20 protein-coding genes are annotated in these 25908 nt (G+C 65.6%); 15 read left to right on the top strand and 5 right to left on the bottom strand.

From position 1 onward, the window contains the following. Positions 1-52 precede the first annotated feature (52 nt). From KTQ42_RS24365 to KTQ42_RS16330, 6 genes are all read left to right on the top strand, one after another. Positions 53-235, top strand: a complete 183-nt coding sequence (locus KTQ42_RS24365) for a hypothetical protein (RefSeq protein WP_217346440.1) — start codon at positions 53-55, stop codon at positions 233-235. Between the two features lie 338 nt (positions 236-573). Beyond that, positions 574-2832: a trehalose-6-phosphate synthase gene (locus KTQ42_RS16310; protein ID WP_217346441.1), complete on the top strand. Its 2259-nt coding sequence runs from the start codon at positions 574-576 to the stop codon at positions 2830-2832. A 1-nt stretch (position 2833) separates the two neighbouring features. Beyond that, positions 2834-3631: a trehalose-phosphatase gene (otsB, locus tag KTQ42_RS16315; RefSeq protein ID WP_217346442.1), complete on the top strand. Its 798-nt coding sequence runs from the start codon at positions 2834-2836 to the stop codon at positions 3629-3631. Then, positions 3628-5415 carry a glycoside hydrolase family 15 protein gene (locus tag KTQ42_RS16320; protein WP_217346443.1) on the top strand — a complete coding sequence of 596 codons (1788 nt, stop codon included), beginning with the start codon at positions 3628-3630 and terminating at the stop codon, positions 5413-5415. Before otsB ends, KTQ42_RS16320 begins: the two co-directional genes overlap by 4 nt. An 11-nt stretch (positions 5416-5426) precedes the next feature. Further along, positions 5427-6404 carry an ROK family protein gene (locus KTQ42_RS16325; protein ID WP_249222789.1) on the top strand — a complete coding sequence of 326 codons (978 nt, stop codon included), beginning with the start codon at positions 5427-5429 and terminating at the stop codon, positions 6402-6404. A 227-nt stretch (positions 6405-6631) separates the two neighbouring features. Next, positions 6632-7159, top strand: a complete 528-nt coding sequence (locus KTQ42_RS16330; protein WP_217346445.1) for a transposase — start codon at positions 6632-6634, stop codon at positions 7157-7159. A 70-nt stretch (positions 7160-7229) separates the two neighbouring features. Here the strand turns inward: KTQ42_RS16330 and KTQ42_RS16335 are convergent, their stop codons facing one another. The 3 genes from KTQ42_RS16335 to KTQ42_RS16345 all read right to left on the bottom strand — a co-directional run bounded on the left by KTQ42_RS16335 (position 7230) and on the right by KTQ42_RS16345 (position 9397). Next, positions 7230-8006 carry a phytanoyl-CoA dioxygenase family protein gene (locus KTQ42_RS16335; protein WP_217346446.1) on the bottom strand — a complete coding sequence of 259 codons (777 nt, stop codon included), beginning with the start codon at positions 8004-8006 and terminating at the stop codon, positions 7230-7232. Positions 8007-8093: 87 nt separating this feature from the next. Next, the gene (locus tag KTQ42_RS16340; protein ID WP_217346447.1) at positions 8094-8987 is read right to left on the bottom strand and encodes an ion transporter; all 894 of its coding nucleotides are present in this window, start codon (positions 8985-8987) and stop codon (positions 8094-8096) included. Positions 8988-9046: 59 nt separating this feature from the next. After that, on the bottom strand, positions 9047-9397 hold the full coding sequence (locus KTQ42_RS16345) for a cupin domain-containing protein (RefSeq protein WP_217346448.1): 351 nt from the start codon (positions 9395-9397) through the stop codon (positions 9047-9049). 146 nt (positions 9398-9543) lie between these two features. Between KTQ42_RS16345 and KTQ42_RS16350 the strand changes: the two genes are divergently transcribed. The 5 genes from KTQ42_RS16350 (at position 9544) to KTQ42_RS16370 (ending at position 14068) form a co-directional block, all read left to right on the top strand. Next, entirely contained in the window at positions 9544-10575 is a 1032-nt protein-coding gene (locus KTQ42_RS16350) for an SRPBCC family protein (protein ID WP_217346449.1), read from the top strand. Continuing rightward, positions 10572-11741 carry a zinc-dependent alcohol dehydrogenase gene (locus tag KTQ42_RS16355; protein ID WP_217346450.1) on the top strand — a complete coding sequence of 390 codons (1170 nt, stop codon included), beginning with the start codon at positions 10572-10574 and terminating at the stop codon, positions 11739-11741. The genes KTQ42_RS16350 and KTQ42_RS16355 overlap by 4 nt, the downstream gene beginning before the upstream one ends. A 171-nt stretch (positions 11742-11912) precedes the next feature. After that, entirely contained in the window at positions 11913-12746 is an 834-nt protein-coding gene (locus tag KTQ42_RS16360; protein ID WP_217346451.1) for a hypothetical protein, read from the top strand. A 72-nt stretch (positions 12747-12818) separates the two neighbouring features. Next, the gene (locus KTQ42_RS16365) at positions 12819-13628 is read left to right on the top strand and encodes a hypothetical protein (RefSeq protein WP_217346452.1); all 810 of its coding nucleotides are present in this window, start codon (positions 12819-12821) and stop codon (positions 13626-13628) included. Further along, complete coding sequence (locus KTQ42_RS16370) at positions 13625-14068, top strand: hypothetical protein (RefSeq protein WP_217346453.1); 444 nt, start codon at positions 13625-13627, stop codon at positions 14066-14068. The genes KTQ42_RS16365 and KTQ42_RS16370 overlap by 4 nt, the downstream gene beginning before the upstream one ends. Positions 14069-14160: 92 nt before the next feature. Here KTQ42_RS16370 and icmF read toward each other — a convergent pair whose 3' ends face one another. Further along, entirely contained in the window at positions 14161-17457 is a 3297-nt protein-coding gene (icmF, locus tag KTQ42_RS16375) for a fused isobutyryl-CoA mutase/GTPase IcmF (RefSeq protein WP_217346454.1), read from the bottom strand. A gap of 246 nt (positions 17458-17703) precedes the next feature. Here icmF and KTQ42_RS16380 point away from each other — a divergent pair, with 246 nt between their 5' ends. From KTQ42_RS16380 to KTQ42_RS16390, 3 genes are all read left to right on the top strand, one after another. Beyond that, complete coding sequence (locus tag KTQ42_RS16380; RefSeq protein ID WP_217346455.1) at positions 17704-18606, top strand: DUF3034 family protein; 903 nt, start codon at positions 17704-17706, stop codon at positions 18604-18606. Between the two features lie 26 nt (positions 18607-18632). Continuing rightward, complete coding sequence (locus KTQ42_RS16385) at positions 18633-19055, top strand: group 1 truncated hemoglobin (RefSeq protein WP_217346456.1); 423 nt, start codon at positions 18633-18635, stop codon at positions 19053-19055. Positions 19056-19963: 908 nt separating this feature from the next. Further along, positions 19964-20278: a hypothetical protein gene (locus tag KTQ42_RS16390; RefSeq protein ID WP_217347009.1), complete on the top strand. Its 315-nt coding sequence runs from the start codon at positions 19964-19966 to the stop codon at positions 20276-20278. Between the two features lie 119 nt (positions 20279-20397). Here the strand turns inward: KTQ42_RS16390 and KTQ42_RS16395 are convergent, their stop codons facing one another. Continuing rightward, the gene (locus tag KTQ42_RS16395) at positions 20398-22107 is read right to left on the bottom strand and encodes a methyl-accepting chemotaxis protein (RefSeq protein ID WP_217346457.1); all 1710 of its coding nucleotides are present in this window, start codon (positions 22105-22107) and stop codon (positions 20398-20400) included. 222 nt (positions 22108-22329) lie between these two features. Here KTQ42_RS16395 and KTQ42_RS16400 point away from each other — a divergent pair, with 222 nt between their 5' ends. Next, the gene (locus KTQ42_RS16400; protein WP_217346458.1) at positions 22330-25905 is read left to right on the top strand and encodes a PAS domain S-box protein; all 3576 of its coding nucleotides are present in this window, start codon (positions 22330-22332) and stop codon (positions 25903-25905) included. Positions 25906-25908: the final 3 nt, after the last annotated feature.

Genomic DNA, 25908 nt, shown 5'->3' on the forward strand with positions numbered 1-25908 from the left:
CTGCTTGTGCTGGTATTTCAGTGGCGAGAGCCTTGGTAATGTTGCGTGGAACATGAACTTTTGTGTTGTCACGATGTTGGCTCTGCACGACCGCTGGCGCCGCTATCGCCCGATCGCCAGCCGGCAACTGCAGATCTCGCAGGAAGAGATCGTCTACCTGTGCAGCACGTCGCGGCAGCGGGCCCACCAGGCGCTGCAACTGCTGGAGCGCAAGGGCCTGTTGAAGGTGGAGTAGGCGGGGTAACCATTTTGGACATGGATGGCTTGCGGGCGTTTAGGCAGGGAAGGCGGGGTCATCCGGCCTGCCCGTCATGTCCCGCTTTTCGCGGACGGCAGGGCCGAAATCCGTGCCATCGCTCCTGACCTGGGACAAGGGGAATGACCCAGCCTGAAATATTGACTGGCGTCATTGCTGGCATCGCCGTTCCGTCACGGTGATGCGCCTGCTAAGTGACATGCCGCACCAACCGGGCTGCTGCATTGCCGCATACTTTGCCTGAACGCTTGCCATCCCTGTCGGAACTGTTCATATCCGGCGCTGTCCGTTTAAGAGGGAAAACAACAGAAGAGCTCATGTCACTGCAATCTTTCCGGCTATCCATCCGCTTCATCCTTCCGCTCGCCCTGGCGCTGGGCCTGTTCGCCTATGCCGTGGTGCCGCTGGTGGATGACATGACCCTGCGCTGGTTCGTGCGCGACCTGGATGCGCGGTCGCAGATGGTGTCGTCGGCATTGCAGGAGCCCTTGCAGGAATACGTGCCCCGTGGGGAAGACCGGCGGATTGCCCAGCTGCTGGACCGCTCGGTGCAGGAAGGCCGGCTGTCGTCGCTGGCGTTCTGCAGCCCGCAGGGCACCGTGGTCTACAAGACCCTGGGTTATCCGGATGCGCTGGGCTGCCCGCCCAGCAACTACGCCCAGCCGATGCGGCAGTCGCTGATCACGCTGCCGCGCGGCGTGCGCATCCATGTCACCGAAAGCACATTGAGAAGCGGCGCCCAGTACCTGGGCAAGCTGATCCTGGTGCATGACATGAGCTATATCGAGCGCCGCAGCGCCGATGCGAAGAAGTATGTGATCGCACTGTTTGCGCTGCTGGCGGTGGTGGTGTCGCTGATCACGGTGTTCGTTGCCCACCTGAGCTGGCGCGGCTGGATCAATTCGATGCGCCGGCTGCTGCGTCCGAACGTCAATGCGCCGCAGTCGCAGAACGCCTATGCGCCGCCGGAAGTGCAGCCATTGGTAAGCGACCTGCGGGCCCTGCTGCACGAGTACAACGTCGAGCGGCGCAGCCAGGAAAACTCGGCCGCGGTGTGGAATGCCGACAAGCTGCGTGCGCTGCTGCATGACGAACTGGCCGGGGATGAAGTGCTGGTGGTATCGAACCGCGAGCCCTACATCCATACCCGTACCGCCAATGGCATCGAGGTGCGCCGCCCCGCCAGCGGCCTGGTCACCGCGGTGGAGCCTGTGATGCGTGCCTGTTCCGGCACCTGGATTGCCCATGGCGCCGGCAGCGCCGACCGCGAGACGGTGGACGACCACGACCGGGTGCCGGTGCCGCCGAAGAATCCGGCCTATACGCTGCGCCGGGTCTGGCTGACCAGGGAAGAAGAGCAGGGCTATTACTACGGCTTTGCCAACGAGGGCCTGTGGCCGCTATGCCATATCGCCCATGTGCGGCCGGTGTTCCGTTCTTCCGACTGGGACGAGTATGTAAAGGTCAACCAGCGCTTCGCCGATGCAGTGGTGGCCGAAGCCCATACCGAGGACCCGGTGGTTCTGGTGCAGGACTATCACTTCGCGCTGCTGCCGCGCATGGTGCGCGAGAAGCTGCCGCGTGCCACCATCATCATGTTCTGGCACATTCCCTGGCCCAACCCGGAATCCTTCGGCATCTGCCCGTGGCGCGAGGAAATCCTGGAAGGTTTGCTGGGCAATACACTGCTGGGATTCCATACGCCCTTTCACTGCAAGAATTTCCTGGAAACCGTGGACCGTTATCTCGAAACCCGCATCGAGCATGAAGCCTCGACCATTTCCTATGGCGGCGACCTGACCCAGGTCGAACCCTATCCGATCTCGATCGCCTGGCCGGAGGAGCCGTATGCCGAAACCATCGAGCAGTCGCGCGAATCGGTGCGGCGCGAGCTGGGCCTGCCGCGCGACCACCTGATGGCCATCGGCGTGGACCGTCTCGACTACACCAAGGGCATCCTGGAGCGGCTGCAGGCGGTGGAGCGCATGCTGGAGCTGCATCCGTCCATGGCCGGACGGTTCACCATGGTGCAGATCGCTGCGCCCAGCCGCACCTCGCTGGAGGAATACCAGAACCTGGAAGCGCGGGTGCGCGCCCTGACCCAGCGGGTCAACCTGAAGTACGGCGCCAGCGGGATCGATCCGATCGTGCTCAAGATCGAGCATTACGAGTCGGACCAGGTGATGCGGTATTACCGCGCTGCCGATGTCTGCGTGGTGACCAGCCTGCATGACGGCATGAACCTGGTGGCCAAGGAATTCATCGCTTCCCGCGACGACGAACGCGGCGTGCTGATCCTGTCGCAGTTCACCGGCGCGGCGCGCGAGCTGCACGAGGCGCTGATCATCAATCCCTATCATGTGGAGCAGGGCGCCGACGCGCTGTACCGGGCGCTGACCATGCCCGAGATGGAGCAGCGCGAGCGCATGCGCAGCATGCGCACCCTGGTGCGCGACTTCAACGTCTATCGCTGGGCCGGCCGCATGCTGCTGGACGCGGCGCGCCTGCGCCGGCGCGAGCGCGTCACCGCCAAGATCCATTCCCACAGCCGCCGTTCGTTGCGCAGGGTGATGTGAGATGAGCGATCTCTTCGACCAGGCAGGCATGCGCCGCCTTGACCAGATCGTGCAGCCCGGCATGCTGTGCGTGTTCGACTTCGATGGCACGCTCTCGCCCATCGTGCCCCAGCCAGACAGCGCCTGCCTGCCGCCGGAAGTGCGCGAGCGGCTGGTGCGCCTGACCAGCCTGGCGCCGGTGGCGATCCTCACCGGACGCTCGCTGACGGACATCCACAAGCGGCTGGGCTTCGAGCCGCATTACGTGGTCGGCAACCATGGCCTGGAAGGCGTGCCGGGCTGGGAATCCAGGAGCAGCCGCTATGCCGCCGACTGCGCGGCATGGCGCCAGGCGCTGGAGCTGGCGCTGCGCGACCAGCAGCGCTTCGATCCGGGCATCCGTCTGGAAGACAAGCGCTATTCGCTGTCCGTGCATTACCGCATGGCGCGCGATCCGGCGCTGGCCGAGCGGCGGCTGTCGGCGCTGTTCGCCACGCTGTCGCCGCCGCCGCGGGTCGTGGCCGGCAAGTATGTCTACAGCCTGATGCCGCAGGACGCCACCCACAAGGGCAATGCGCTGGAAGAGCTGATGCAGCAGACCGGCGCGGCCAGCGCGATCTATGTGGGCGACGATGTCACTGATGAGGATGTGTTCCGTCTCAAGCGGCCCGACCTGCTGACGGTGCGCATCGAACCCCATCCCGACACCGCCGCCGAATTCCACTTGCCGGCCATGCCGGACATCGTGCGCCTGCTGGACGAGCTGGTATGCCGGCTCGCGCGGCAGTCGCAGGCACTTTCCAACAGGACCCCCGCATGAATACACTCGACCTCGGCCTGATCGGCAACTCCCGCACCAATGCACTGATCGACAAGAACGCTTCCATCGTCTGGTGGTGCTATCCCTATTTCGACAGCGACCCGCTGTGCAGCGCGCTGCTGCAGGGCGAACGCAAGGAAGACGGCCATGGCAGCATCGACGTGGTGTTCGAGCATTCCCGCCTGGTGGAGCAGCGCTACGAGCGCAACTCGGCCATCCTGGTGACCCGCTTCCAGGACGATGCCGGCAATGCGATTGAAGTCACCGATTTCGCGCCGCGCTTCCGGCTGCATGGCCGCATGTTCTCGCCGTCGATGCTGGTGCGCATCGTGCGCCGCACCGCCGGCCGGCCGCGCATTGCGCTGCGGGTGCGGCCCTCGGTGGACTATGGCCGGGCGCGCGCCGAGACCCGCTGCGGCGCGCATCATATTTCCTATGTCGGCTCGGCCCAGGCCATGCGCCTGACCACGGACGCCGCCATCACCGCGATCACCGATGAGAAGCCGTTCTTCCTGCAGGACTCGGTGACCCTGCTGATGGGGCCGGATGAAACCGTGGCCGGCTCGGCGCGCGAGGTCGGCCGCTCCTTCCACGAGCAGACCCTGGGCTACTGGCGCAACTGGGTGCGCAACCTGGCGATTCCCTTCGAGTGGCAGGACGTGACGATACGCGCCGCCATCACCCTGAAGCTCAATGCCTTCGACGATTCCGGCGCGGTGATTGCCGCGGTAACCACCTCGATTCCCGAAGCGCCGCACAGCCGGCGCAACTGGGACTACCGCTTCTGCTGGCTGCGCGACGCCTATTTCGTGGTCAATGCCCTGAACAGCCTGGGCGCCACCGGCACCATGGAGCGCTACCTCGATTACATCCTCAACATCATCACCGACAGCCGCGATGCGCCGCTGCAGCCGGTATATGGCATACGGCGCGAGGCGGTGCTGGAAGAGCGCGAGGAGCCGCACCTGGCGGGCTATCGCGGCATGGGGCCGGTACGGGTCGGCAATTCGGCCTACTTCCAGGTGCAGAACGACGTGTTCGGCGCGGCAGTCATGGCCAGCACCCATGCCTTCTTCGACACCCGCATGGAGCGGCCGGCCGGCCACCAGATGTTCCAGGACCTGGAGCGCCTGGGCGAGCAGGCCATCCTGAACTACAACGTGCCCGATGCCGGCATCTGGGAGCTGCGCGGCCAGAAGCGGGTGCATACCTTTTCCAGCATGATGTGCTGGGCCGCCTGCGACCGGCTGGCCACCATCGCCGCGCGCCTGGGCCTGAACGAGCGCGCCGCCTACTGGGGCGGCCATGCGCAGGAAATCCATCGCGTGATCTGCGAGTCGGCATGGAACGAGGAACTGGGGAGCTTCGTCTCCACCTTCGGCGGCGACCGGCTCGATGCCAGCCTGCTGCTGATGGGCGAGTTCCAGTTCCTGGCGGCCGACGACCCGCGCTTTGCCAGCACGGTGCACGCTACCGAAAAGCACCTGAAGCGCGGCGAATTCCTGCTGCGCTATGACGAGGAAGACGATTTCGGCCTGCCGGAAACCGCCTTCCTGGTCTGCACCCTGTGGTGGATCCTGGCGCTGGCGCAGATCGGCGAGAAGGAAAGGGCGCGCAGCCTGTTCGAGAAGGTGCTGGACCGCCGCAATCATCTCGGCCTGCTGTCGGAAGACGTGGCGCCCGAGAGCGGCGAGATGTGGGGCAACTTCCCGCAGACCTACAGCATGGTGGGCCTGATCCAGTGCGCGGCCCGCCTCTCGATTTCCTGGGACGACGCTTACTGATGGGAGCGAGCATGAACAAAGCAAGCCTGGTGAGCGCGCTGGACATCGGCGGCACCAAGATCGCGGCCAGCATTGCCAATGCCGACGGCCCATTGGCCCGCGTCACTGAACCCACGCCCAAGAGCGGCACGCCGGATACGGTGGCGCGCCAGTGCATCGCGATGCTGCATGCGGCGTGCGACCAGGCCGGCGTGCCGCGCGAGGCGATCGAGGCGGTAGGCGTGTCGTCGGCCGGGCCGTTCGCGCAGGTCGACGGCATGCTGGGCCTGGCCTCGCCGAATATCTGCGGCGGCCAGGCGCAATCGGCCGACCTGCCCAATGACTGGGTGGTGATACCGCTGGAAGGCCCGCTGCGGGCGCAGTTCGCCACGGTGGCCGTCGAGAATGACTGCGTCTCGGCGCTGGTGGCCGAGCGCACCTTCGGCGCGGTGCAGGGCGAGCCCAATTGCGTGTATGTGACATGGAGCACGGGCATCGGCTTCGGCTTCTGCGTGGACGGCCATATCCTGCACGGCAAGCATGGCAACACCGGCCATGCCGGCCACATGCTCATGAGCGAAGCTTCGGACGCGCTATGCGGCTGCGGCAACCGCGGCGACCTGGAAGCGCTGATCTCGGGCCGCAACCTGGCCAACCGCTTGGGCCAGTCCACGGCCGACGTATTCGACGCCGCCCGCAACAACGAGCCGGCGGCGCGGGCCATTGCCGAGGATGCGGCGCGGTGGTTCGGGCGTGGGTTGTACAACGTCGCGGTGGCGCTGGATACAAGGGTATTCGTGGTGGGCGGGAGCGTGTGGCAGCATCATGGCGAATGGCTGCTGCCCATGGTGCGGCGGGAACTGGATACGCGCATGCATGCGCTGACCGACGGTGTGGAGATCGTGCCGGCGGGGCTGGGCGGGCTGGTGGCGGATTTCGGGGCGTTTGCGCAGGTGATGCCGCAGGAGTGGGTACAGGCGTGGCGGGAGAAGGCGCCATGGAAGACATAGGGCGTAATATCCCGAAGGGGCATTACGCGCTGCCGCCAAGGTAGCAACGCCGGCCCGGCGCCTGCAACGGCAAAGGCCGTGGAATGCCCCTTCAAGGTATGCCACCCTACGGATCGCCAGCGCGTTTGCGCGGGTGAAAGGGGATTGCAACGTTCGCGTCATTGCTGCTACCAAGGCGGTTCTGTGGATTCCTTTCCGGCCTGTAACCCCCTGCACGCGGAGCACCCATGCCTTACTACCGTCGGCTATGGCAGGCAGGCGGTACCTATTTCTTCACGGTGACTCCGCTGCGCCGGAACACCGATCTGTTGACGCGCCATATCGATCTCCTCCGCAATGCCGTAAAGATAGTGCGGCGGCGTTATCCCTTCATCATCCATGGATGGGTCGTATTGCCCGATCGCCTGCATTGCGTGATCGAACTGCCGCCGGAAGACACCGGTTTCGCGCGGCGCTGGAGGCTGATCAAGCTGGTTTTCTCGAAGGGATTGCCGATCGATGAGAAGCGCTCATCGTATCGGCTGAAGCGGGGCGAACGCGGAATCTGGCAGCGGCGTTATTGGGAGCACCCGATACGGGATGAGCGTGACTTTCAGGCGCATCTCGATTATGTGCATGTCAATCCGTTGAAACACGGCCTGGCCGTTCGCATTGTCGACTGGCCGTATTCAACGTTTCATCGCCTGGTGGAAGAGGGCGTGCATCCGCTGGATTGGTGTGGAGATGACGCGGATACAACCGGTCATGGAGAGTGACGGATTCGGTGCAATGCCCCTGCGGGGTATTGCGCCGCTTCAAGAAACCCCGCACCCGCACCCCGCAAGCTCACGACAACGCCACTTCCCCCGCCGCCGCCGAACGCGTTCCCTGCACCGGCGGATTCGATGCGCCGCGATAGGCAAACACCACCGACGCCTTCATCCGCTCACTGTCATTGCGACCCGCGGCATGGAACAGCTTGCTGTGGAAGAGCACCACATCGCCCTGTTCCAGCACCGGCGCGACGCCGCGCGCGAACAGCGCCTGGTTCTGCGGCACTTCCGGGCGCAGGAAGTCGAGCGCATCCATTTGTCCCGGCTCCAGTGGAATCCGGTGCGAGCCGGGGATGAACTTCAGCGCGCCATTGCCGGCCTCTTCATGGCCGAGCGCCAGCCATACCGAGATCAGGTCGGGACGGGTATAGGCCCAGTAGCGGATGTCGCGATGCCAGCCGGTGGCGGTGCCGAAGTGAGGGTGCTTGGTCATGATGCAGTTGTGATGCGCCAGGGTCAGCACCACGTCTTCCCGCAGCAGCTGCCTGAGGCCGGCCACCAGCACCGGGTTCCCGGCCCAGTCATGGAAGCAGGCATCGCGCTGCCAGGCGCTGCGCAGCCGGCGCGCGGTGCGGCCGCCCGGCGCATCCAGCGATGCCGGTGCGCCTTCGTATCCGACGTCGGCTTCATATTCCAGCGGCGGCACTGCGCGCGCCAGGTGGTCCAGGGTCACCGCCAGCATGCGCTCGCAATCGGCCGGCGCCACCATGCGCGGGAGGATCAGATAGCCATCGGCTTCAAACTGCGCGATCTGGCTGGCCGAGAGTGGCGCGGAATTCAGGATGTTCATGGCATTCGTCAGAAGAGGGAAGCCGCCATTATCGCGCCTGATGCCGGGTTACAACAATCGGCGCATGCATTGCACTACGCCGCCGGCTCAGCGGTCGCGCTGGTAAGCCGGAAGCGGCGCGCCGCAATCCTTGCAGAACTTCGCATCGGTGTCATGGCCTTCGGACAGGCATTCCGGGCAGGTGCGGGTAGTGGTGGTCCGGAACAGTCTGCTCTGCATGGTCATTTCCGAACTGATGATGCCGGTTGGCACCGCCAGGATGCCCCAGCCCAGCAGCATCATGACCGACGAGATCGCGCGGCCGATGTCGGTCTTGGGCACGATGTCGCCGAAGCCCACCGTGGTAACGGCCGTGATAGCCCAGTACACCGACGTCGGAATGCTGGTGAAGCCATTGCCCGGCCCCTCCACCACGTACATCACCGTGCCCAGCAGCAGCACCACCATCATCACCACCGACAGGAAGATCAGGATCTTGCGCCGGCTTGCCAGCAGCGCCCGGGTCAGCATGCCGTATTCCTCGACATAGGACGTCAGCTTCAGAATGCGGAAGATGCGCAGGAGACGCAGGATGCGCACATCCAGCAGCACATGGGCGCCTGGCATCAGCATGGCGAGATAGGTGGGCAGCACCGACAGGAAGTCGATGGCGCCGAAGAAGCTGGTGGCGTAGCGCAGCGGCCGCCGCACGCAGTACAGCCGCGCCAGGTATTCGGCGGTGAAGAGCAGCGTGAAGAACCATTCCAGCACGCCCAGCACGTCGCCGTGGCGCGATGACACGGCCTGCACGCTGTCGAGCACCACCACCGCCACGCTGGCCAGGATGGCGACGATCAGCACCAGGTCGAAGATGCGGCCGGCACGGGTGTCGGCTTCGAAGATGACGGTGTAGAGCCGGGCGCGCAGGCCGCCGGACGGCTTGCCGAATTGCTGGCCCGGATCGGCTGGCGTGGCCTGGGCCGGCTGTTTGCCTGCGTGCATGGACGTGTCGACGAAGGATGTATGGGAAGGCAAGTATAGCCGCCGCCGGCGGCGCCGGTTCAGCGCTGTTCGCCGTCCCGGTAGAACAGCGCAAGCCAGACGCTGTCGGCATCCGGCGTGGTCCATTCCACGCGGTGCCGGCAATGCGCGGGAATCGTCACATGCATGCCGGGCGTCAGGCGCAGCAGGCGGTCGCCTTCCGCAAAGTCTTCAAAGCGCAGCGTGGCCTCACCCTGCAGCAGCATCACCCATTCATGCTCGTCCTGGTCGTACCAGAAGCCGGGCGGCGAATGCTGGCCATGGGAAACGATGCGCTCCAGCCGGAAAGCGCTGCCGGCCAGCAGGGTCTGCATGACTTCATCAGGCAGGGCTGCGGGCAGGTCGCTGCAGAAATGTCCGGGGTTTTCCATGGCGGCCATTATGCGTCAAATCAATGCAGGCGCAGGTAGCGTCGCGCGGGCAGAACTACCGCCTGAGCCTTACTTCTAATTGGCTCTTTTTCCATTTCAACAAGAAACGCGGCGAGTATTGATTCCCTGCACACCTGGAGAAAACAATGAACGACATCAGCACCGACACCGAGCAGGAAGCCGCGCCGCAGCGCGACTTCTCCGCGCTTGATCCGGGAAGCGCGCTGTCCAGGCATCCGCCCGGCAACGAGTTCCGCTATGAGGCGCCAGCGCGCGATCAGCTTTCCTCGCTGGCCACCGGCGCCGGCATGGTGATCCTGGGCCTGGGCGTTGCCCAGCTGCTGGCGCCGCGCCAGGTGGCGCGCTCGACCGGCATCCATGCCCATCCGTCGCTGGTGCGGGCTTCCGGCGCGCTCAGCGTGGCCAGCGCGGTCAATATCCTGAACAAGGGCAGGCCGGCGCCGCTGGGACTGGCGCGGCTGGCCTGCGTCGGCCTCGATCTGACCCTGCTGGCGCGCTCGGCCATGCATGCCGGTTCGTCCGGACGCCGCAGCCGGCTGGCCCTGACCGGCGCCGGCGTGGCCACTGCCGCCATGCTCGACATGAGCGCGGCGCTGGCGCAGTCGGCCCGCCAGGGCATCGGCGAGCGCAGCACCGAATCGGGCGCGATGGCGGTGGAAAAATGCATCACGGTCAACAAGTCGCCGGACGAGTGCTACCGCTTCTGGCGCGAGTTCGACCGCTTCCCGGAATTCATGGAGCACCTGGAGGAGGTCAGCAAGATCAACGACACCCGCTCGCACTGGAAGGCAAAGGCGCCGATCGGCTCCAGCGTGGAATGGCATGCCGACATCACCGCCGACCAGCCGGGCGAACTGCTGGCCTGGCATTCGGTGGAAGGCGCCGATGTCGACAATGGCGGCACGGTGCGCTTCGAGCGCGCGCCGGGCGGGCGCGGCACCATCGTCCGGGTCGAGATGCAGTACAAGCCGCCGGGCGGCAAGGCCGGCGCGCTGGTGGCCAAACTGTTCGGCGAAAATCCGCTGCAGCAAATGGACGCCGATCTGCGCCGCTTCAAGCAGCTCATCGAGACCGGAGAAATCACCACCACCGAAGGGCAGTCGGCCGGCCCGCGCAGCACCATGGTCAAGCTGATCAAGAAAGGGGTACCGGGATGAGAGCCTTATGCTGGCATGGCGCCAAGGATGTGCGGGTCGACAATGTGCCCGATCCAAAGATACTCAATCCGCGCGACGCGATTCTGAAGATCACGTCCACCGCCATCTGCGGGTCCGACCTGCATCTGTACGACGGCTATATCCCCACCATGGAAAAGGGCGACATCCTGGGCCATGAGTTCATGGGCGAGGTGGTGGAGCTGGGCAGCGGCGTGACCAACCTGAAGATAGGCGACCGGGTGGTGGTGCCATTTCCGATTGCCTGCGGCAACTGCTACTTCTGCGAGGAGCAGCAGCATTCGCTGTGCGAGAACTCCAATCCCAATGCGGCGATGGCGGAAAAGATGTGGGGCCATTCGCCGGCCGGCATCTTCGGCTATTCCCATCTGACGGGCGGCTATGCCGGCGGCCAGGCGGAATACGTGCGGGTGCCGTATGCCGACGTCGGCCCGATCCGGGTGCCCGATGGCCTGGACGACGAGAAGGTGCTGTTCCTGTCCGACATCCTGCCCACTGGCTACATGGCCGCGGAGAACTGCGACATCCGGCCCGGCCATGTGGTGGCGGTATGGGGCTGCGGCCCGGTTGGCCAATTCGCGATCCAGAGCGCCTATCTGCTGGGCGCGGAGCGGGTGATCGCGATCGACCGCTTCCCGGAGCGGCTGCGCATGGCGCGCGAGATCTCGCGCGCCGAGACCATCAACTATGAAGAGGTCAATGTGCTGGATGCGCTGAAGACCATCACCGGCGGCCGCGGCCCGGATGCCTGCATCGATGCGGTGGGCATGGAAGCGCATGGCGTCGGCCTGGTGGGCGCCTACGACCGCGTCAAGCAGGCGATGATGCTGGAAACCGAGCGCCCGAATGCGCTGCGCGAGGCGCTGATGGCCTGCCGCAATGGCGGCGTGGTGTCGATTCCGGGCGTCTATGGCGGCTTCCTGGACAAGATGCCGATCGGCTCCTTCATGAACCGCTCGCTGACCTTGAAGACCGGCCAGACCCATGTCCAGCGTTATCTGAAACCCCTGCTGGACCGGGTGCAGGCCGGAGAGATCGACCCGAGCGTGATCATCACCCATCGCATGCCGCTGGAGCAGGCGCCGGATGCCTACAAAATGTTCCGCGACAAGCAGGACGAGTGCGTGAAGGTGGTGCTCAAGCCCTGAAGCCCTGATGTCTTGATGCCCTGGCAAGGGTCTCTGGCGCCCTTGCGCCCGGCAAGTTTGGCCAGAGATCGCCAGGCGCAAGCGTCAGGGAAGGGCTGGCACCCACGCCGGCCGCCCCGGCGCGGCGCCGGCGCTTGCAACGCCATGGGGATGCCCGCCACTCAGGCCGCCATGAATCCGCTCTCCCTTCGCCCGGCCATGTCGCCGGCCCAGGCAACGACGCCTGACCCGAGCCCGCAGCCCAGCGGTTTGCCACCCGCCGCGCCGGTCTGGCGCCATGCCGCGCAAGGCGCATGGATCACGCTGGGCGCCTTCAGCCTGCCGACCGTGCTGTCTCCCTGCGTCAAGGTACTGGTGCCGCCGCGCGTCTTTGCGCTGCGCACGCTGCTGGGCGGCTTCCTCTATATCGACATGATCCAGCCGCCGCAGCAGGTGCGCTTCGCGCCGGCGCCGGCACTGGGCCAGGAAGTGACGGCGCTCACGCTGGGCATGACGCCTTACATTGCCGCCTTTTATGCGCAGGCCCGGCTCACCAATGAGTGGTGCAGCCGCGCCGGCAGCGCGGGCGCATGCATGGCCACGGCCAATCGGCGGCTCTGGCAGAGCCTGTGCAGCCTGATGCCGAGGCGCCTGGCGCCGGCAGCATGCGCCTATCCGATCAATTTCGTGCTGGCGCGGGTAACGGCGCAGATGCTGGCGGTCGGCACCGGCAGCCTGATGTCGGCATGCTTTCATCATAAGCGCGGCGCAAGGCTGGAGCCGGCGCCACAGCCGGACAGCATGCCGTCGCTGCGGCAGCGCATCCAGGCCAATCCCGCTGCCTATCTCGCCTGCGGCCCGGCGTTTGCCTCTTCGGCCTGGCTGACGTTGCGGCTCGACAGGGCCGCCGCCCGCGCTGGCGGAACGCTGCCGCCGGCCATGGTGGCCTTGCTGGCGAGCCATGTGGTGGCCGCCTGCATCGCCACTGCGCTGCTCCATCCAAGGCCGCTGGCCGCACACCATTGAGACGACGCAAAGGGTATCGAATGTGGACGGTTCCGGTGCAGCACGCGGGCGGTCCGGGCTACTTACGGCGTCATGAATACTCCTGATTACAACGGCGCGACACGGCGCGCCGACCGGCCTGCAAGCACCCGTGCCCCTCGCCACCAGGCGCCTGAACCCGCGCTGGCGGCAACCTACGTGGCGCGGTCCATGCGCACCACCTTCTGCGCCTTCACGATTCCCACCATGCTCGCGCCCTTCCTGCCGGCACCCGTGCAGCCACTGCGGCTGCTGGCCTGTGGCGCCATCTATGCCGACCAGCAGATGCAGCCCGCGGAGACGCGCTTTTCTCCGCAGCCCAGCCGCCGCCGGCAATACACAGGCATCCTGCTGAGCCTGCTGCCCTTCATCCCGGCCTTTGCGCTACAGGCGCATCTGACCGAGACCTGGTGCGCCAATCCATCGGGCTGGGGCGGCCGCATGGCGGCGGCCAGCCAGCAGGCGTGGAGCGGCCTCTGCCAGCGCCTGCCACGGCAGGTCGGCGCAGTCGCCGCGCGTTATCCAGTCAATTTCGTCCTGGCCCGTTTCGTTGCGCAGATGGCGGCGGTGACCACCGGCAGCATGCTGGCGCTGGCATATCACCGCAGGCGCGGCAGCGAGCTCACCGTGCGCGCCACGCCACTGCCGTCGCGCCCGCTGCGCGAGCGGCTGCAGTCCAGGCCGGAGGCGTACGCCATCGGGGCCGCGCCCTTCATCCTGCCGGCCGTGCTCGACAGCCGTTACGGCCGCGCCATACTGCAGGCGCCCGGCGTGCCGCGCGCGCTGTGCGGCGTGACAATCACCAGCGCAATCGTCGGCGCGGCCCTGGTGACTGCCGTGGTCGGTTCGGAGAACAGGCAATGAATGCAGACTATGAAGCAATGCTTTGCCGGCTGTGCATGCTGGCCGGCGTGCCGCCAGCGGAAACTGCGGCGGTGGTCGAGCAGCAGTCGATGATGGTGAACGACATGGAGGTCCAGTTCCGTCTGGAAGAATGGTCGGGTTTCGTCAGGATCTATGTCGAGGCCGGCCGGCCGGCGCCGGCGCGCCTTCCGGCCTTGTGCCAGTCGATACTGGAGCAGCAACTGGAACTGCCGGTGCCGTTCGTGATGCTGACCGGGCTCGATGCGGCGTCCGGGTCGCTGATCCTGATCGGTTGCGCGCCCATGCCGTCGAAGCGGGTGGAAGACGAGGAACTGCTCGCCTTTCTTCATGCCTGCGTGGACGGGGCCGTGCTGTTGCGGCGTGCCGCTGAAAGTGAAGAGGACAGGGTAACGGACCTGACGGCATTTCATTATTTCTGAATGGCTGAAGGGCGGCAGGTTTTGCCTGCCGCTCCTCAGCCATTCGAAACCCTGCCGCCAGCGGGCGGCCTGAACGCCGCCCGCCTCTGACTCTACATGCTGCGCCGGTACTGCCCGCCCACTTCGAACAGCGCCTCGGTGATCTGTCCCAGCGAGCACACCCGCACTGCGTCCATGAGCGTGGCGAACACGTTCTCGTCGTGGATCACCGCCTGCTGCAGCCGCTGCAGCATGGCCGGGGCCTCGGCCGCATGGCGTGACTGGAAGTCGGCCAGGCGCCTGAGCTGCGACTGCTTTTCCTCATCGGTCGAGCGGGCCAGCTCGATCTGCTGCGGCGCATTGCTCGCATGCGGATTGCGGAAGGTGTTCACGCCGATGATGGGCAGGCTGCCGTCGTGCTTCCTGTGCTCGTAGAGCAGCGACTCTTCCTGAATCTTGCCGCGCTGGTAGCCGGTTTCCATTGCGCCCAGCACGCCGCCGCGCTCGGCGATGCGCTCGAACTCCTGCAGCACCGCTTCCTCCACCAGGTCGGTCAGCTGCTCGATGATGTAGCTGCCCTGGTTCGGGTTCTCGTTCCTGGCCAGGCCCCATTCGCGGTTGATGATCAGCTGGATCGCCAGGGCGCGCCGCACCGATTCGTCGGTCGGCGTGGTGATCGCCTCGTCATAGGCATTGGTGTGCAGGGAATTGCAGTTGTCGTAGATGGCAATCAGCGCCTGCAGCGTGGTGCGGATGTCGTTGAAGTCGATTTCCTGCGCATGCAGCGAGCGGCCCGAGGTCTGGATGTGGTACTTCAGCTTTTGCGAACGGTCGTTGGCGCCGTACTTGTCGCGCATCGTCACCGCCCAGATACGGCGCGCAACCCGGCCCAGCACCGTGTATTCCGGGTCCATGCCATTGGAAAAGAAGAAGGACAGGTTGGGCGCGAAGTCGTCGATGTGCATGCCGCGCGCCAGGTACGCTTCAACGAAGGTGAAACCATTCGACAGCGTGAAGGCCAGCTGCGAGATCGGGTTGGCGCCGGCCTCGGCGATGTGGTAACCCGAGATCGACACCGAATAGAAGTTGCGCACCTGGTGGTGTACGAAGTATTCCTGGATGTCGCCCATCACCTTCAGCGAGAACTCGGTGGAGAAGATGCAGGTGTTCTGGCCCTGGTCTTCCTTCAGGATGTCGGCCTGCACCGTGCCGCGCACGTTCTGCAGCACCCAGGCGCGGATCTTCTGGGCTTCGTCGTCGGTCGGCTCGCGGCCATTGTCGGCGCGGAACTTGTCGAGCTGCTGGTCGACGGCGGTGTTCATGAACATCGCCAGTATTGTCGGCGCCGGGCCGTTGATGGTCATCGACACCGAGGTGCTCGGGCTGCACAGGTCGAAGCCTTCGTACAGCACCTTCATGTCGTCCAGCGTGGCGATCGACACGCCCGAGTTGCCCACCTTGCCGTAGATGTCGGGCCGCGGCGCCGGGTCGGCGCCATACAGCGTGACCGAGTCGAAGGCGGTGGACAGCCGCTTGGCGTCCATGCCCTGCGACACCAGCTTGAAGCGGCGGTTGGTGCGGAAGGCATCGCCCTCGCCGGCGAACATCCGGGTCGGGTCCTCGTTCTCGCGCTTGAAGGCAAACACGCCGGCGGTGTAGGGGAAGGAGCCGGGCACGTTCTCCAGCATCAGGAAACGCAGTATCTCGCCATGGTCCTCGAAGCGCGGCAGGGCGACCTTCCTGATCTTGTTGCCAGACAGGGTCTCATGGACCAGGCCGGTGCGGATTTCCTTGTCCCGGATCTTCACCACGTATTCATCGCCGGCATAGGCGGCCTGCATGGCCGGCCACATTGCCAGGAGCTTCTTCGCGCCGGCATCCATGCTGGCGTCGCGGGTGTCTGCCAGGTCGGTCAGCGCCGACAGCATGCCGGCATCGGCATCGGCCTGCGCCTCGGCCAGCATGCGGGCCGATTCGGCGAGCTGCTGGCGCTGGCGCGCCAGTTTCACCTGGGTGCCGGCGAAGCTGTGATAGCGGCGCACGGTGTCGGCGATCTCGGCCAGGTAGCGGCTGCGCGCCGGCGGCACGATGGCGTTGCGGCCGGAGGAGTAACGCACCGACACCGGCGCCAGCCGGCCTTGTTTGACGGGCAGGCCCATGTCCTTCAGGCGCGCCAGCAGGCCCTGGTAGAGCGCGGTCACGCCGTCGTCGTTGAAGCGCGACGCCTGGGTGCCGTAGACCGGCATGTCTTCCGTCCTGCTGCTCCACAGCTCGCGGTTGCGCTGGTATTGCTTGGCCACGTCGCGCAGCGCATCCTGCGCACCCTTGCGGTCGAACTTGTTGATGGCGACGAAGTCGGCGAAGTCCAGCATGTCGATCTTTTCCAGCTGCGAGGCGGCGCCGAACTCGGGCGTCATCACATACATCGACAGCCCCACATGCGGCACGATGGCGGCGTCGCCCTGGCCGATGCCGGAAGTCTCCACGATCACCAGGTCGAAGCCGGCCACCTTGCAGGCGGCGATCACGTCCGGCAGCGCGGCCGAGATTTCCGAGCCGGCCTCGCGGGTGGCGAGCGAGCGCATGAAGACCCGGTTCTGGCCCTGCCACGGGCCGATCGCATTCATGCGGATGCGGTCGCCCAGCAGCGCGCCGCCCGACTTGCGGCGCGAGGGATCGATCGAGATCACGGCGATGTTCAGCGCGTCGTCCTGGTCGAGCCGGATGCGCCGGATCAGTTCGTCGGTCAGGGAAGACTTGCCGGCGCCGCCGGTGCCTGTGATGCCCAGCGTGGGCGTGGCGATCGTCGCCGCCGCCTCGCGCAGCCGGGCCGGCAGGGCAGGGCTGGCCTTGCCGTTTTCCAGCGCCGTGATCAGCTGCGCCAGCGGCCGGTGGCGCTGCGCGATGTCGCCGCCCTGCAGCGCTTCCAGCGCGGTCGGCGCATAGGAGGAAAGATCGGTGTCGCAGGCCTGGATCATGGACTGGATCATGCCCACCAGTCCCATGCGCTGGCCGTCTTCCGGGCTGAAGATGCGCGTCACGCCATAGGCATGCAGCTCCTCGATCTCGGCCGGCACGATCACGCCGCCGCCGCCGCCGAACACCTTGATATGCGCGCCGCCGCGCTGCCTGAGCAGGTCGATCATGTACTTGAAGTACTCGACATGGCCGCCCTGGTAGCTGGACAGGGCGATGCCCTGCGCGTCTTCCTGCAGCGCCGCAGTGACAATATCGTCGACCGAGCGGTTGTGCCCCAGGTGGATGACCTCGGCGCCATTGGCCATCAGGATGCGGCGCATGATGTTGATGGACGCGTCATGGCCGTCGAACAGCGAGGCGGCGGTAACGAAACGCACCTTGTTGGCCGGCTTCCAGGCGGCAAGGTTCTGGGTAACGGACAGGTCGGTCATGGAGTCTCCGGAATTCTTGTAGCGCTCGGCTCGGGCCTGCGCGCAGGGGCATTGGTCTGGAGTTGACGTTAACGTCAACGTCAACGTCAAGGAGTATGCCTCAAACCGCCCCGGAAAGGATAGCGGGGCGCCGCCGGATGGCATGGATCAGGGCTGTCGCCGAATGGCGTCACTGCAAAAAGATTCCTGGCGGAATCGCAATCCGGTTTGTTACTATTGCAAACAGGAAATATATCAAACCCCGCCATGTCTTTTCTTCACCATCTGCGAACCACCTTGCCCGCCATTCTGGCGCTGGGCCTTTGTGCCGGCGCCAGCCACGCCGCCGATCTTCCATCGCCTGACCTGGGCAAGCTGCTGTCTACTGGCGGCGTGAGCCAGGTCGAAGGCGCCGGCGGCGGCGGACTGACGCCCTGGGCGCTGATCACGGGCTACGGCACCCGCGACAGCTACGGCGCCAATGTGCATGCAACCGCAATCCGGACGCAGGACTATGGCCTGGACAGCCACGGCGTAGCGGTCGGCCTGGCGGACCGGGTGGAGTTGTCGCTGGCGCGCCAGACTTTCCGCGGCACCGACGGCGCGCTCGACGGCCTGCGCATCGGGCAGGATATCGCCGGCGTGAAGGTCAGGCTGGCCGGTGACGCGGTCTACGAACAGGACAGCTGGCTGCCGCAGATCGCCGTTGGCGCCATGGCCAAGCGCAATACCGGCGTGTCGGGCCTAGCCGGGGTCGACAATGTGAAGCAGCTGGGCGCGGCCAGCGACCATGGCGTGGACGTCTACCTGTCAGCCACCCGCATCCTGCTGGACACGAGCCTGCTGATCAACGGCACGCTGCGCGCCACCCGCGCCAACCAGATGGGCCTGCTGGGTTTTGGCGGCGAGCGCGGCAACCATTACCAGCCCATGCTGGAAGGCTCGGTCGCCTACCTGTTCGGCCGCACGCTGGTGGGCGGCATCGAATACCGGATGAAGCCGCGCAACCTGGCGGTGGACAGGGAAAAGGATTACTACGATGTCTTCTTGGCCTGGTTTCCGTCCAAGCACCTGTCGCTGACTGCCGCCTGGGTGGCGCTGGGCGACATCACCGTCCTCAACCCGACCCGGCAGAAGGGCGTCTACCTGTCGCTGCAGGCCGGTTTCTGAATTCCTCCACATAGCGCTTAACGACCATGCAATCCTTCCGCACCCTGATCGCTGTCCTGCTCACCGTGGGCAGCCTGCATGCCTTCGCCGCCGAGGATGCCCTGTACCAGGACCTGGGCGGCGCCGCCGGCATCCGCCGCATCGTGGCCGACCTGCTGCCGGCGGTGCAGGCCGACGCCCGCATCAGTGCTTCCTTCGACGGCGTCGACCTGGAGCACCTGGCGGAAAAGCTGGAAGAACAGTTCTGCGATGTCGCCGGCGGTCCGTGCAGGTACAGCGGCAAGGACATGCAGGCCATCCATGAAGACCTGAAGCTGAACCATGCGCATTTCAATGCGCTGGTGGAGGATCTGCAGGCGGCCATGGAGCGGAACCGGGTGCCGTCGCGGGTGCAGAACCGGTTGCTGGCGCGGTTGGCGCCGATGCACAGGGATGTGGTGACGAAGTAAAGGGATTGTCCTTGCTGGAGGCGCAGGGATCGCTGCGGTTGCCTTTGAAGTGGCGGTCCTGGTCCCGTTGAGCGCGCCATGATGGCGGTACCTGAAGCGGAAAAGGTGTGGCGTCTTTCGTAGGGTGCAATACCCCGAAGGGGCATTGCACGGTTGGTCGATCTGGCCAGGGCTTTGTCTATCGTTCCAAAGCCAAAGCCAAAGCCAAAGCGACAGTGCTGCCCGTGCCTTGCCGGGTGACGCAAGGCGCCTGCACTGCCGTGGAGACAAGCCGGGAGTCCGTCCCGGCGGCCGGGTCACTTTTTTGCTCCGCCAAAAAAGTAACCAAAAAAGGCGGCCCCGATGATCGCGCCCCGCTGCGCGGGGTGCCCGTGTCAGCGATACCCGGAGCGGGGCGCGGCTAAACTCGCTTCACTTCGTTGCGCTCAGACAGACGCCGCACCTTATCCGCTCCGGGCACCGCTGACACGGCGCGCTCAACGGGGTTTCACGGCAACGGCAACGGCAACGGCAACGGCAACCGCAACCGCAACCGCAACCGCAACCGCAACCGCAACCGCAACCGCAACCGCATTGGCACCGATTCGTCCCGGGCTCGCAACGCAAAGGCGTGCGCGACGATGTGATACCCAGGCTGCATCCGATGGACCGGTAAACCGGATCAGCCAGTGCGACGCCGTTGCGCATTGCGCAAATGGCAGCCTGCAAGCCGCCCGCCGATTCCCCTTGCAATACGATCTATCATCGTCAATAATCCAAATGAGAATAATTCTCATCTTCCGGAGTCAGATGGTTCCGGATCTTTAATTTTTTAGCCGCTTGTCTACTCCCGGCTATCCAGCCCTTAACAGCCAGCCCCCGCAAGTGCGGCAGCCAGCCACCATGTCTTTTGCAAAGGAATGATCATGATGCCTACCGCCACCCTGACGTCCGAGTTTCCTGATCCGTCTGCCGTTGCGTCCCAGCCTGAACTGCTGGTGTCAGCCGCCCTGCACCTCATGTCCCATTACAGTACCCAGGCTCGCGAAGGCGGACCCTGCCTGAAGCTGGCTTCGGTGATCGAGCGCCATCTGAAGGCGCTGGCGTCGTTGCCGCAACTGGCGCCGGTACTGCAGGGCACCTGCAGCCAGCTGGCCGAACAATGGGCGATGCATATCGAGCAGGCATCGCCGGCGGTGCGGCCGACGCTGCTGACGCGCATGCTCAACGGCGCGCGCAACTGACTGCAAGGCTGTCAGGCGAGGAGTGAGCAGAACAGGGCCGCATTGCCTGCCTTGCCTGAATCATGGTGACGAGCCAGCGCTGCAATGCGCCAGCGCCGAGCCTGCTTGTATGGCGGCGTTCAGAACTCTTCCCAATCGCCACCCTGGTCGGCAACCCGGCTTGCCGGCGCTTTCGTCCTGGCCGGAATGGCCGGCACGGCACGCTGGCTGCGGGCAATCGGCGCCAATGGCATGGCTGGCGCGACTTGCGGCAGCCGGACTGATGGAACGCTGGCAACCGTGCCCTGCGTGGCCGACAGCTTGAACGTGCCAACCGTCGCCGCCAGCCCCGCAGCCTGCTCCTGCATCGAACCGGCCGCCGCCGCCGCCTGCTCCACCAGCGCCGCATTCTGCTGGGTCACCTGATCCATCTGGGCGATGGCCTGGTTCACCTGCTCGATGCCGGCGCTCTGCTCGCTGCTGGCCGCCGTGATCTCGGCCATGATGTCGGTCACCCGCTGCACGCTGGCCACCACTTCCTGGATCGTGCTGCCGGCCTGCGCCACGAGCTTGCTGCCGGCCTCGACCTTGTCCACCGAATCGCCGATCAGGCCCTTGATCTCGCGCGCGGCCGCCGCGCTCTTCTGCGCCAGGCTGCGCACTTCGGTCGCCACCACCGCAAAGCCGCGGCCCTGCTCGCCGGCACGAGCCGCTTCCACGGCCGCATTCAGCGCCAGGATGTTGGTCTGGAAGGCGATGCCGTCGATCACGCCGATGATGTCGACGATCTTCTTCGACGAACTGTCGATGGCAGCCATGGTGTCGACCACCTGGGCCACCACTTCGCCGCCCTGGGTGGCCACGCCGGAAGCGGTGAGCGCCAGCTGGTTGGCCTGGCGGGCATTGTCGGCATTCTGCTTGACCGTGGAGGTGAGTTCTTCCATCGACGAGGCGGTTTCCTCCAGCGAGGACGCCTGCTGCTCGGTGCGCGAGGACAGGTCCATGTTGCCCGAGGCAATCTCGCTGGCCGAGGTGGCGATGTTGTCGGCGCCGTTGCGAACCTGGCTGACCAGCTGGCCGAGATTGTCGTTCATCGTGGCCAGCGCCTTCATCAGCTGGCCGGTTTCGTCATTGCTGCGCGCCTCGATGCGGCCCGACAGGTCGCCCGCGGCCACCCGGTTCGCCACTTCCACCGCCTGCGCCAGCGGCCGGGTGATGCCGCGGGTCAGGTAGACCGAGAAGCCCATGCCGGACAGCACCGCCAGCGCGCTGACGATCAGCAGCAGCTCGCGACCCTTGCGGTATTGCGCGGCGATGTCGTCGGCTTCCTCGTTGATCAGCCGTGTCTGCTGCTCGGCCATGGCGCGGATGGCAGCCAGATACGCGGCCAGCCTGGGCCGGGTATCGCTGTCGAAATGCGCAATCGCCTGGGCCTGGTTGCCCGCCGCCTTGGCCTCAAGCGCCACCTTGCGCGATGCCGTGTAGGCCTTGCGTGCTTCCATCAGGGTGGCCAGCCTTTCCTTCATTACCGGTTGCCTGAGGCTTTCGGTAAAACCGTTCTGCACGATTTCCGCCCTGGCGCTGGAAGCCGTCATCGCGGCGGCCAGTGCCTTTTCATGCGCCGCATCGGTAGTGCGCAGCGCATCCACGGCCCGCACCGCATTGAGTTCGATGGCAAGCCGCCATTCGCCGAGCAGGCGCTCGTCGCGCAGGCTGGACTTGACCAGCTCCTCGGTGGCGTCGGCGGCATGCTGCATGCGCCAGATGGCGGTGCCGGACAGCACCAGCAACATGGCCAGCACACAGGTAAAACCAATGGCGAGACGTGATCCGATTTTCAGATTTTTCATAAGAAGCACAGCAGATGGAATTGGGCTCCCGCCGGCGGCGGGACTAACCACGAGTATCGACCAGCATGCTTGTTTCTGTAAATAAATTAATTGACTCTAGTCAATTTTTTGCAAAATGTGGCGGCCGGACCAACGTCCAACCCGGCTGCCACGTGATCGGTTGCAATATTCGCCATGAGCGGACGCGCTATATTCGCTATTCTTCATCGACAGGCAAACCAGATGGCCTTACGCTTTTTATCCGGTGGCGGCACGATGGGTCGGATGATGCGCGACCATGACTGGGACAATTCGCCCCTGGGCAGGCCGCAAACCTGGCCGATGCCGCTGCGTACCATCGTCGGCGTGATGCTGTCGGCGAATCAGCCGATGTTCGCCGTCTGGGGACCGGAACGTTCACTGCTCTACAACGACGGCTATGCCGGGATCCTGGGCAACCATCATCCTGCCGCGCTCGGGCGGCGCTTCTTCGATGTCTGGCACGAACTGGTCAACGAGGTGGGGCCGATCATGGACCGGGCCTATGCCGGCGAGCCGACTTCCATGAATGACCTGATGCTGATCATGCAGCGCCATGGTTATCCGGAAGAAACCCATTTTTCCTTCTTCTACGCGCCGCTGCGCGACGAGACCGGCAATGTGGGCGGCGTATTCTGCAGCTGCACCGAGATCACTGCCCAGGTATTCGCCGAGCGCAGCCGGCTGGCCGAGCTGGACCGCTTCCAGGTGCTGTTCAACCTGTCGCCCAGCTTCGTGGCGGTGCTGCGCGGGCCGGAGCATGTGTATGAACTGGTCAATCCGAGCTACCTGCAGCTGATCGGCCATCGCGATCCGATCGGGCGCACGGTGCGCGAGGTGCTGCCCGAAATCGGGGCGCAGGGCTATTTCGACCTGCTGGACCATGTCTATCGCAGCGGCCTGCCGTATGCCGCCAGCGCAGTTGATGTTTTCCTGATGCGCACGCCCGGCGCCGGACCGGAACTGCGGGTGCTGGACCTGCTGTTCCAGCCCATGCGCAATCCTGCCGGCGAAGTGATCGGCATCCTGATCAACGGCACCGACGTCACCGAGATGCATCTGGCCCAGGAACAGCTGCGCGAAAGCGAGATGCGCAACCGCCAGATCCTGGATGGCGCCATCGACTACGCCATCATCGCCACCGACCTCGAAGGCCGGGTCAGGCGCTGGAACCAGGGCGCTTGCAGGCTGTTTGGCTGGTCCGAGGCCGACATGCTCGGACAGACGCTGGAGCGCATCCTGGATCCGGAAGACCAGGCCGCCGGGCGGCTGGCGCATGACCGGGAAACGGCGCTTGCCGGCGGTACTGCAAGCGACGAGCGCTGGCACCGGCGCAGGTCGGACGAGCTGTTCTGGGGCAGCACCGAAACCACTGCTTTGCGCGACGAGTCGGGCGTCGTTACCGGCTTCGTCAAGGTGCTGCGCGACCGGACGGAGGAACATCTTGCGGCGCGCGCGCTGGCCGTCTCCAACGACCAGCTGCAGCGCGCCCAGACCGCCGGCGGCGTCGGCGTCTTCACCGTGGACCTGGAAACCGGGCGCATCAGGGCGACGCCGGAATTCTGCCGCATCTTCGGGCTGGCGCCGGCGGAGTGGCTGCCGGCGGGCAGCATCGAGTCGCTGGCGTTCCCCGAGGACCAGCATCTGATGTCCAACCGCGCCAGCCGCGAAACCGGCACCGCCGCGGTCCGCACCCAGTACCGGATCCGCCGCGCCGACGACGGCAGCGTGCGCTGGATCGCCCGCAGCGCCGAATTCCAGTTCGACGCGACCGGCCGGCCGGTCAGCATGGATGGCGTGGTGCAGGATGTCACCGAGCGCCATGCCGCCGAAGTCCAGCTGCGCAACAGCGAGGAACGCTTCCGCACCTTTGCCCAGGCCTTGCCCAATCATGTCTGGAGCGCCCGTCCCAATGGCGAGCTGGACTGGTTCAACGACCAGGTGCTGGCCTATACCGGCTGCAGCCACGACACGCTGGCCGGCGAGGGCTGGCTGTCGGTCATCCATCCCGACGACATCGACGCGGCCGGCGCGGCCTGGCAGCATGCCTTGCGGACCGAGTCGCTCTACGAGATCGAGTTCCGCATCCGCCGCCGCGACGGCGCCTGGCGCTGGTTCCTGGCGCGGGCCCTGCCGATGCGCGACGCCGACGGCGTGCTGACCCACTGGCTGGGCACCAACACCGACATGGAAGACCAGCGCGCCGCCAGGGAAATCCTGATGAGCACCAATGCCGCGCTGGAGCAGCGGGTGCAGGCGCAGACGCTGGAACGGGAACGGATCTGGAATCTATCGCAGGACCTGCTGGTGGTGGTGGGCGCGGATGGCCACTTCCGCAACGTCAATCCGGCCTGGACCCGCATCCTCGGCTTCCGGCCGGAAGAAGTGATCGGCAAGCATGTCGACGCACTGATCTATCCGCCCGACCGTGACGCCACGCTGGCCGCGCTGGCAGTGGCTTCCCGGGAAAACCTGAACCAGTTTGAAAACCGCTATCTGCACAAGGACGGCAGCTTCCGCTGGTTTTCCTGGTCGGCCTCGCATGACGACAATGGCGTGGTGTATGCCACCGGCCGCCACATCACCGCCGAGAAGGAAGCCGCGGCCGCGCTGGCCCGCACCGAGGAGGCGCTGCGCCATGCGCAGAAGATGGATGCGGTTGGCCAGCTCACCGGCGGCATCGCGCATGACTTCAATAATCTGCTGCAGGGCATCACCGGCTCGCTGGAGATGCTGAAGCTGCGCATCGACGCCGGGCGCTATGACAGCGTCGACCGCTTCGTCACCGGCGCCATCAATTCGGCCAGCCGCGCCGCGGCGCTGACGCATCGCCTGCTGGCCTTCTCGCGGCGCCAGCCGCTGGACCCGAAGGCAGTCAAGGTCAATCCGCTGGTGGCGTCGATGGAAGACCTGCTGCGGCGTACCCTGGGCGAGCGCATCCAGATCGAACTGGTGCTGGCCGGCGGTTTGTGGCCCACGCTGTGCGATCCCAACCAGCTGGAAAACGCCATTCTCAACCTGTGCATCAATGCCCGCGACGCCATGCCCGACGGCGGCAAGCTGACCGTGGAAACCTGCAATGCCCATCTCGACGACGTGTACGCGGCCGGCGTGCGCGGCCTGGCGCCGGGCCAGTATGCCTGCATCTGCGTGACCGACACCGGCACCGGCATGCCGCCCGACGTGGTGGAACGCGCGTTCGAGCCCTTCTTCACTACCAAGCCGCTGGGGCAGGGCACCGGACTGGGCCTGTCGATGATCTATGGCTTTGCGCAGCAGTCCGAGGGCCATGTGCGCATCTACAGCGAAGTCGGGCGCGGCACCACGGTCAAGCTCTACCTGCCGCGCTTTCGCGGCACGCTGCCGGGCGAGGATGACGCGCCGCATCTCAACGATGCCCATCTGTCGGCCGAAAGCGAGATCGTGCTGGTGGTGGAAGATGAAAAGGTGGTGCGCTCGCTGATCGTGGACGTGCTGCATGAACTCGGCTACCGGGCCCTGGAAGCCGAGGACGGTCCCGGCGGCCTGGCGCTGCTGCAGTCGCGCCGCAAGATCGACCTGCTGGTCACCGACATCGGCCTGCCCGGCCTGAACGGCCGGCAGCTGGCCGACGCCGCCCGCCTGCTGCGCCCGGACCTGAAGGTGCTGTTCATGACCGGCTATGCGGAAAACGCCGCCTTCGCCAATGGCTTCCTCGAGCACGGCATGGAAATGATCACCAAGCCGTTCGCGATGGAGCGGCTGGCCAGCAAGCTGCGCGAGATGGTGGAGCGGCGCTAGAGT

It is taken from the genome of Noviherbaspirillum sp. L7-7A (assembly GCF_019052805.1).
Lineage (GTDB): Bacteria > Pseudomonadota > Gammaproteobacteria > Burkholderiales > Burkholderiaceae_D > Noviherbaspirillum_A.

Excerpts from the sequence above, each read along its gene's own strand:
- KTQ42_RS16310 (WP_217346441.1), top strand. The coding sequence starts at position 574 with ATGTCACTGCAATCTTTCCGGCTATCCATCCGCTTCATCCTTCCGCTC.
- icmF (WP_217346454.1), bottom strand. The coding sequence starts at position 17,457 with ATGACCGACCTGTCCGTTACCCAGAACCTTGCCGCCTGGAAGCCGGCC.
- KTQ42_RS16330 (WP_217346445.1), top strand. The coding sequence starts at position 6,632 with ATGCCTTACTACCGTCGGCTATGGCAGGCAGGCGGTACCTATTTCTTC.
- KTQ42_RS16385 (WP_217346456.1), top strand. The coding sequence starts at position 18,633 with ATGCAATCCTTCCGCACCCTGATCGCTGTCCTGCTCACCGTGGGCAGC.
- KTQ42_RS16320 (WP_217346443.1), top strand. The coding sequence starts at position 3,628 with ATGAATACACTCGACCTCGGCCTGATCGGCAACTCCCGCACCAATGCA.
- KTQ42_RS16325 (WP_249222789.1), top strand. The coding sequence starts at position 5,427 with ATGAACAAAGCAAGCCTGGTGAGCGCGCTGGACATCGGCGGCACCAAG.
- KTQ42_RS24365 (WP_217346440.1), top strand. The coding sequence starts at position 53 with ATGAACTTTTGTGTTGTCACGATGTTGGCTCTGCACGACCGCTGGCGC.
- KTQ42_RS16345 (WP_217346448.1), bottom strand. The coding sequence starts at position 9,397 with ATGGAAAACCCCGGACATTTCTGCAGCGACCTGCCCGCAGCCCTGCCT.
- otsB (WP_217346442.1), top strand. The coding sequence starts at position 2,834 with ATGAGCGATCTCTTCGACCAGGCAGGCATGCGCCGCCTTGACCAGATC.
- KTQ42_RS16400 (WP_217346458.1), top strand. The coding sequence starts at position 22,330 with ATGGCCTTACGCTTTTTATCCGGTGGCGGCACGATGGGTCGGATGATG.
- KTQ42_RS16360 (WP_217346451.1), top strand. The coding sequence starts at position 11,913 with ATGAATCCGCTCTCCCTTCGCCCGGCCATGTCGCCGGCCCAGGCAACG.
- KTQ42_RS16395 (WP_217346457.1), bottom strand. The coding sequence starts at position 22,107 with ATGAAAAATCTGAAAATCGGATCACGTCTCGCCATTGGTTTTACCTGT.
- KTQ42_RS16370 (WP_217346453.1), top strand. The coding sequence starts at position 13,625 with ATGAATGCAGACTATGAAGCAATGCTTTGCCGGCTGTGCATGCTGGCC.
- KTQ42_RS16340 (WP_217346447.1), bottom strand. The coding sequence starts at position 8,987 with ATGCACGCAGGCAAACAGCCGGCCCAGGCCACGCCAGCCGATCCGGGC.
- KTQ42_RS16350 (WP_217346449.1), top strand. The coding sequence starts at position 9,544 with ATGAACGACATCAGCACCGACACCGAGCAGGAAGCCGCGCCGCAGCGC.
- KTQ42_RS16355 (WP_217346450.1), top strand. The coding sequence starts at position 10,572 with ATGAGAGCCTTATGCTGGCATGGCGCCAAGGATGTGCGGGTCGACAAT.
- KTQ42_RS16390 (WP_217347009.1), top strand. The coding sequence starts at position 19,964 with ATGCCTACCGCCACCCTGACGTCCGAGTTTCCTGATCCGTCTGCCGTT.
- KTQ42_RS16380 (WP_217346455.1), top strand. The coding sequence starts at position 17,704 with ATGTCTTTTCTTCACCATCTGCGAACCACCTTGCCCGCCATTCTGGCG.
- KTQ42_RS16335 (WP_217346446.1), bottom strand. The coding sequence starts at position 8,006 with ATGAACATCCTGAATTCCGCGCCACTCTCGGCCAGCCAGATCGCGCAG.
- KTQ42_RS16365 (WP_217346452.1), top strand. The coding sequence starts at position 12,819 with ATGAATACTCCTGATTACAACGGCGCGACACGGCGCGCCGACCGGCCT.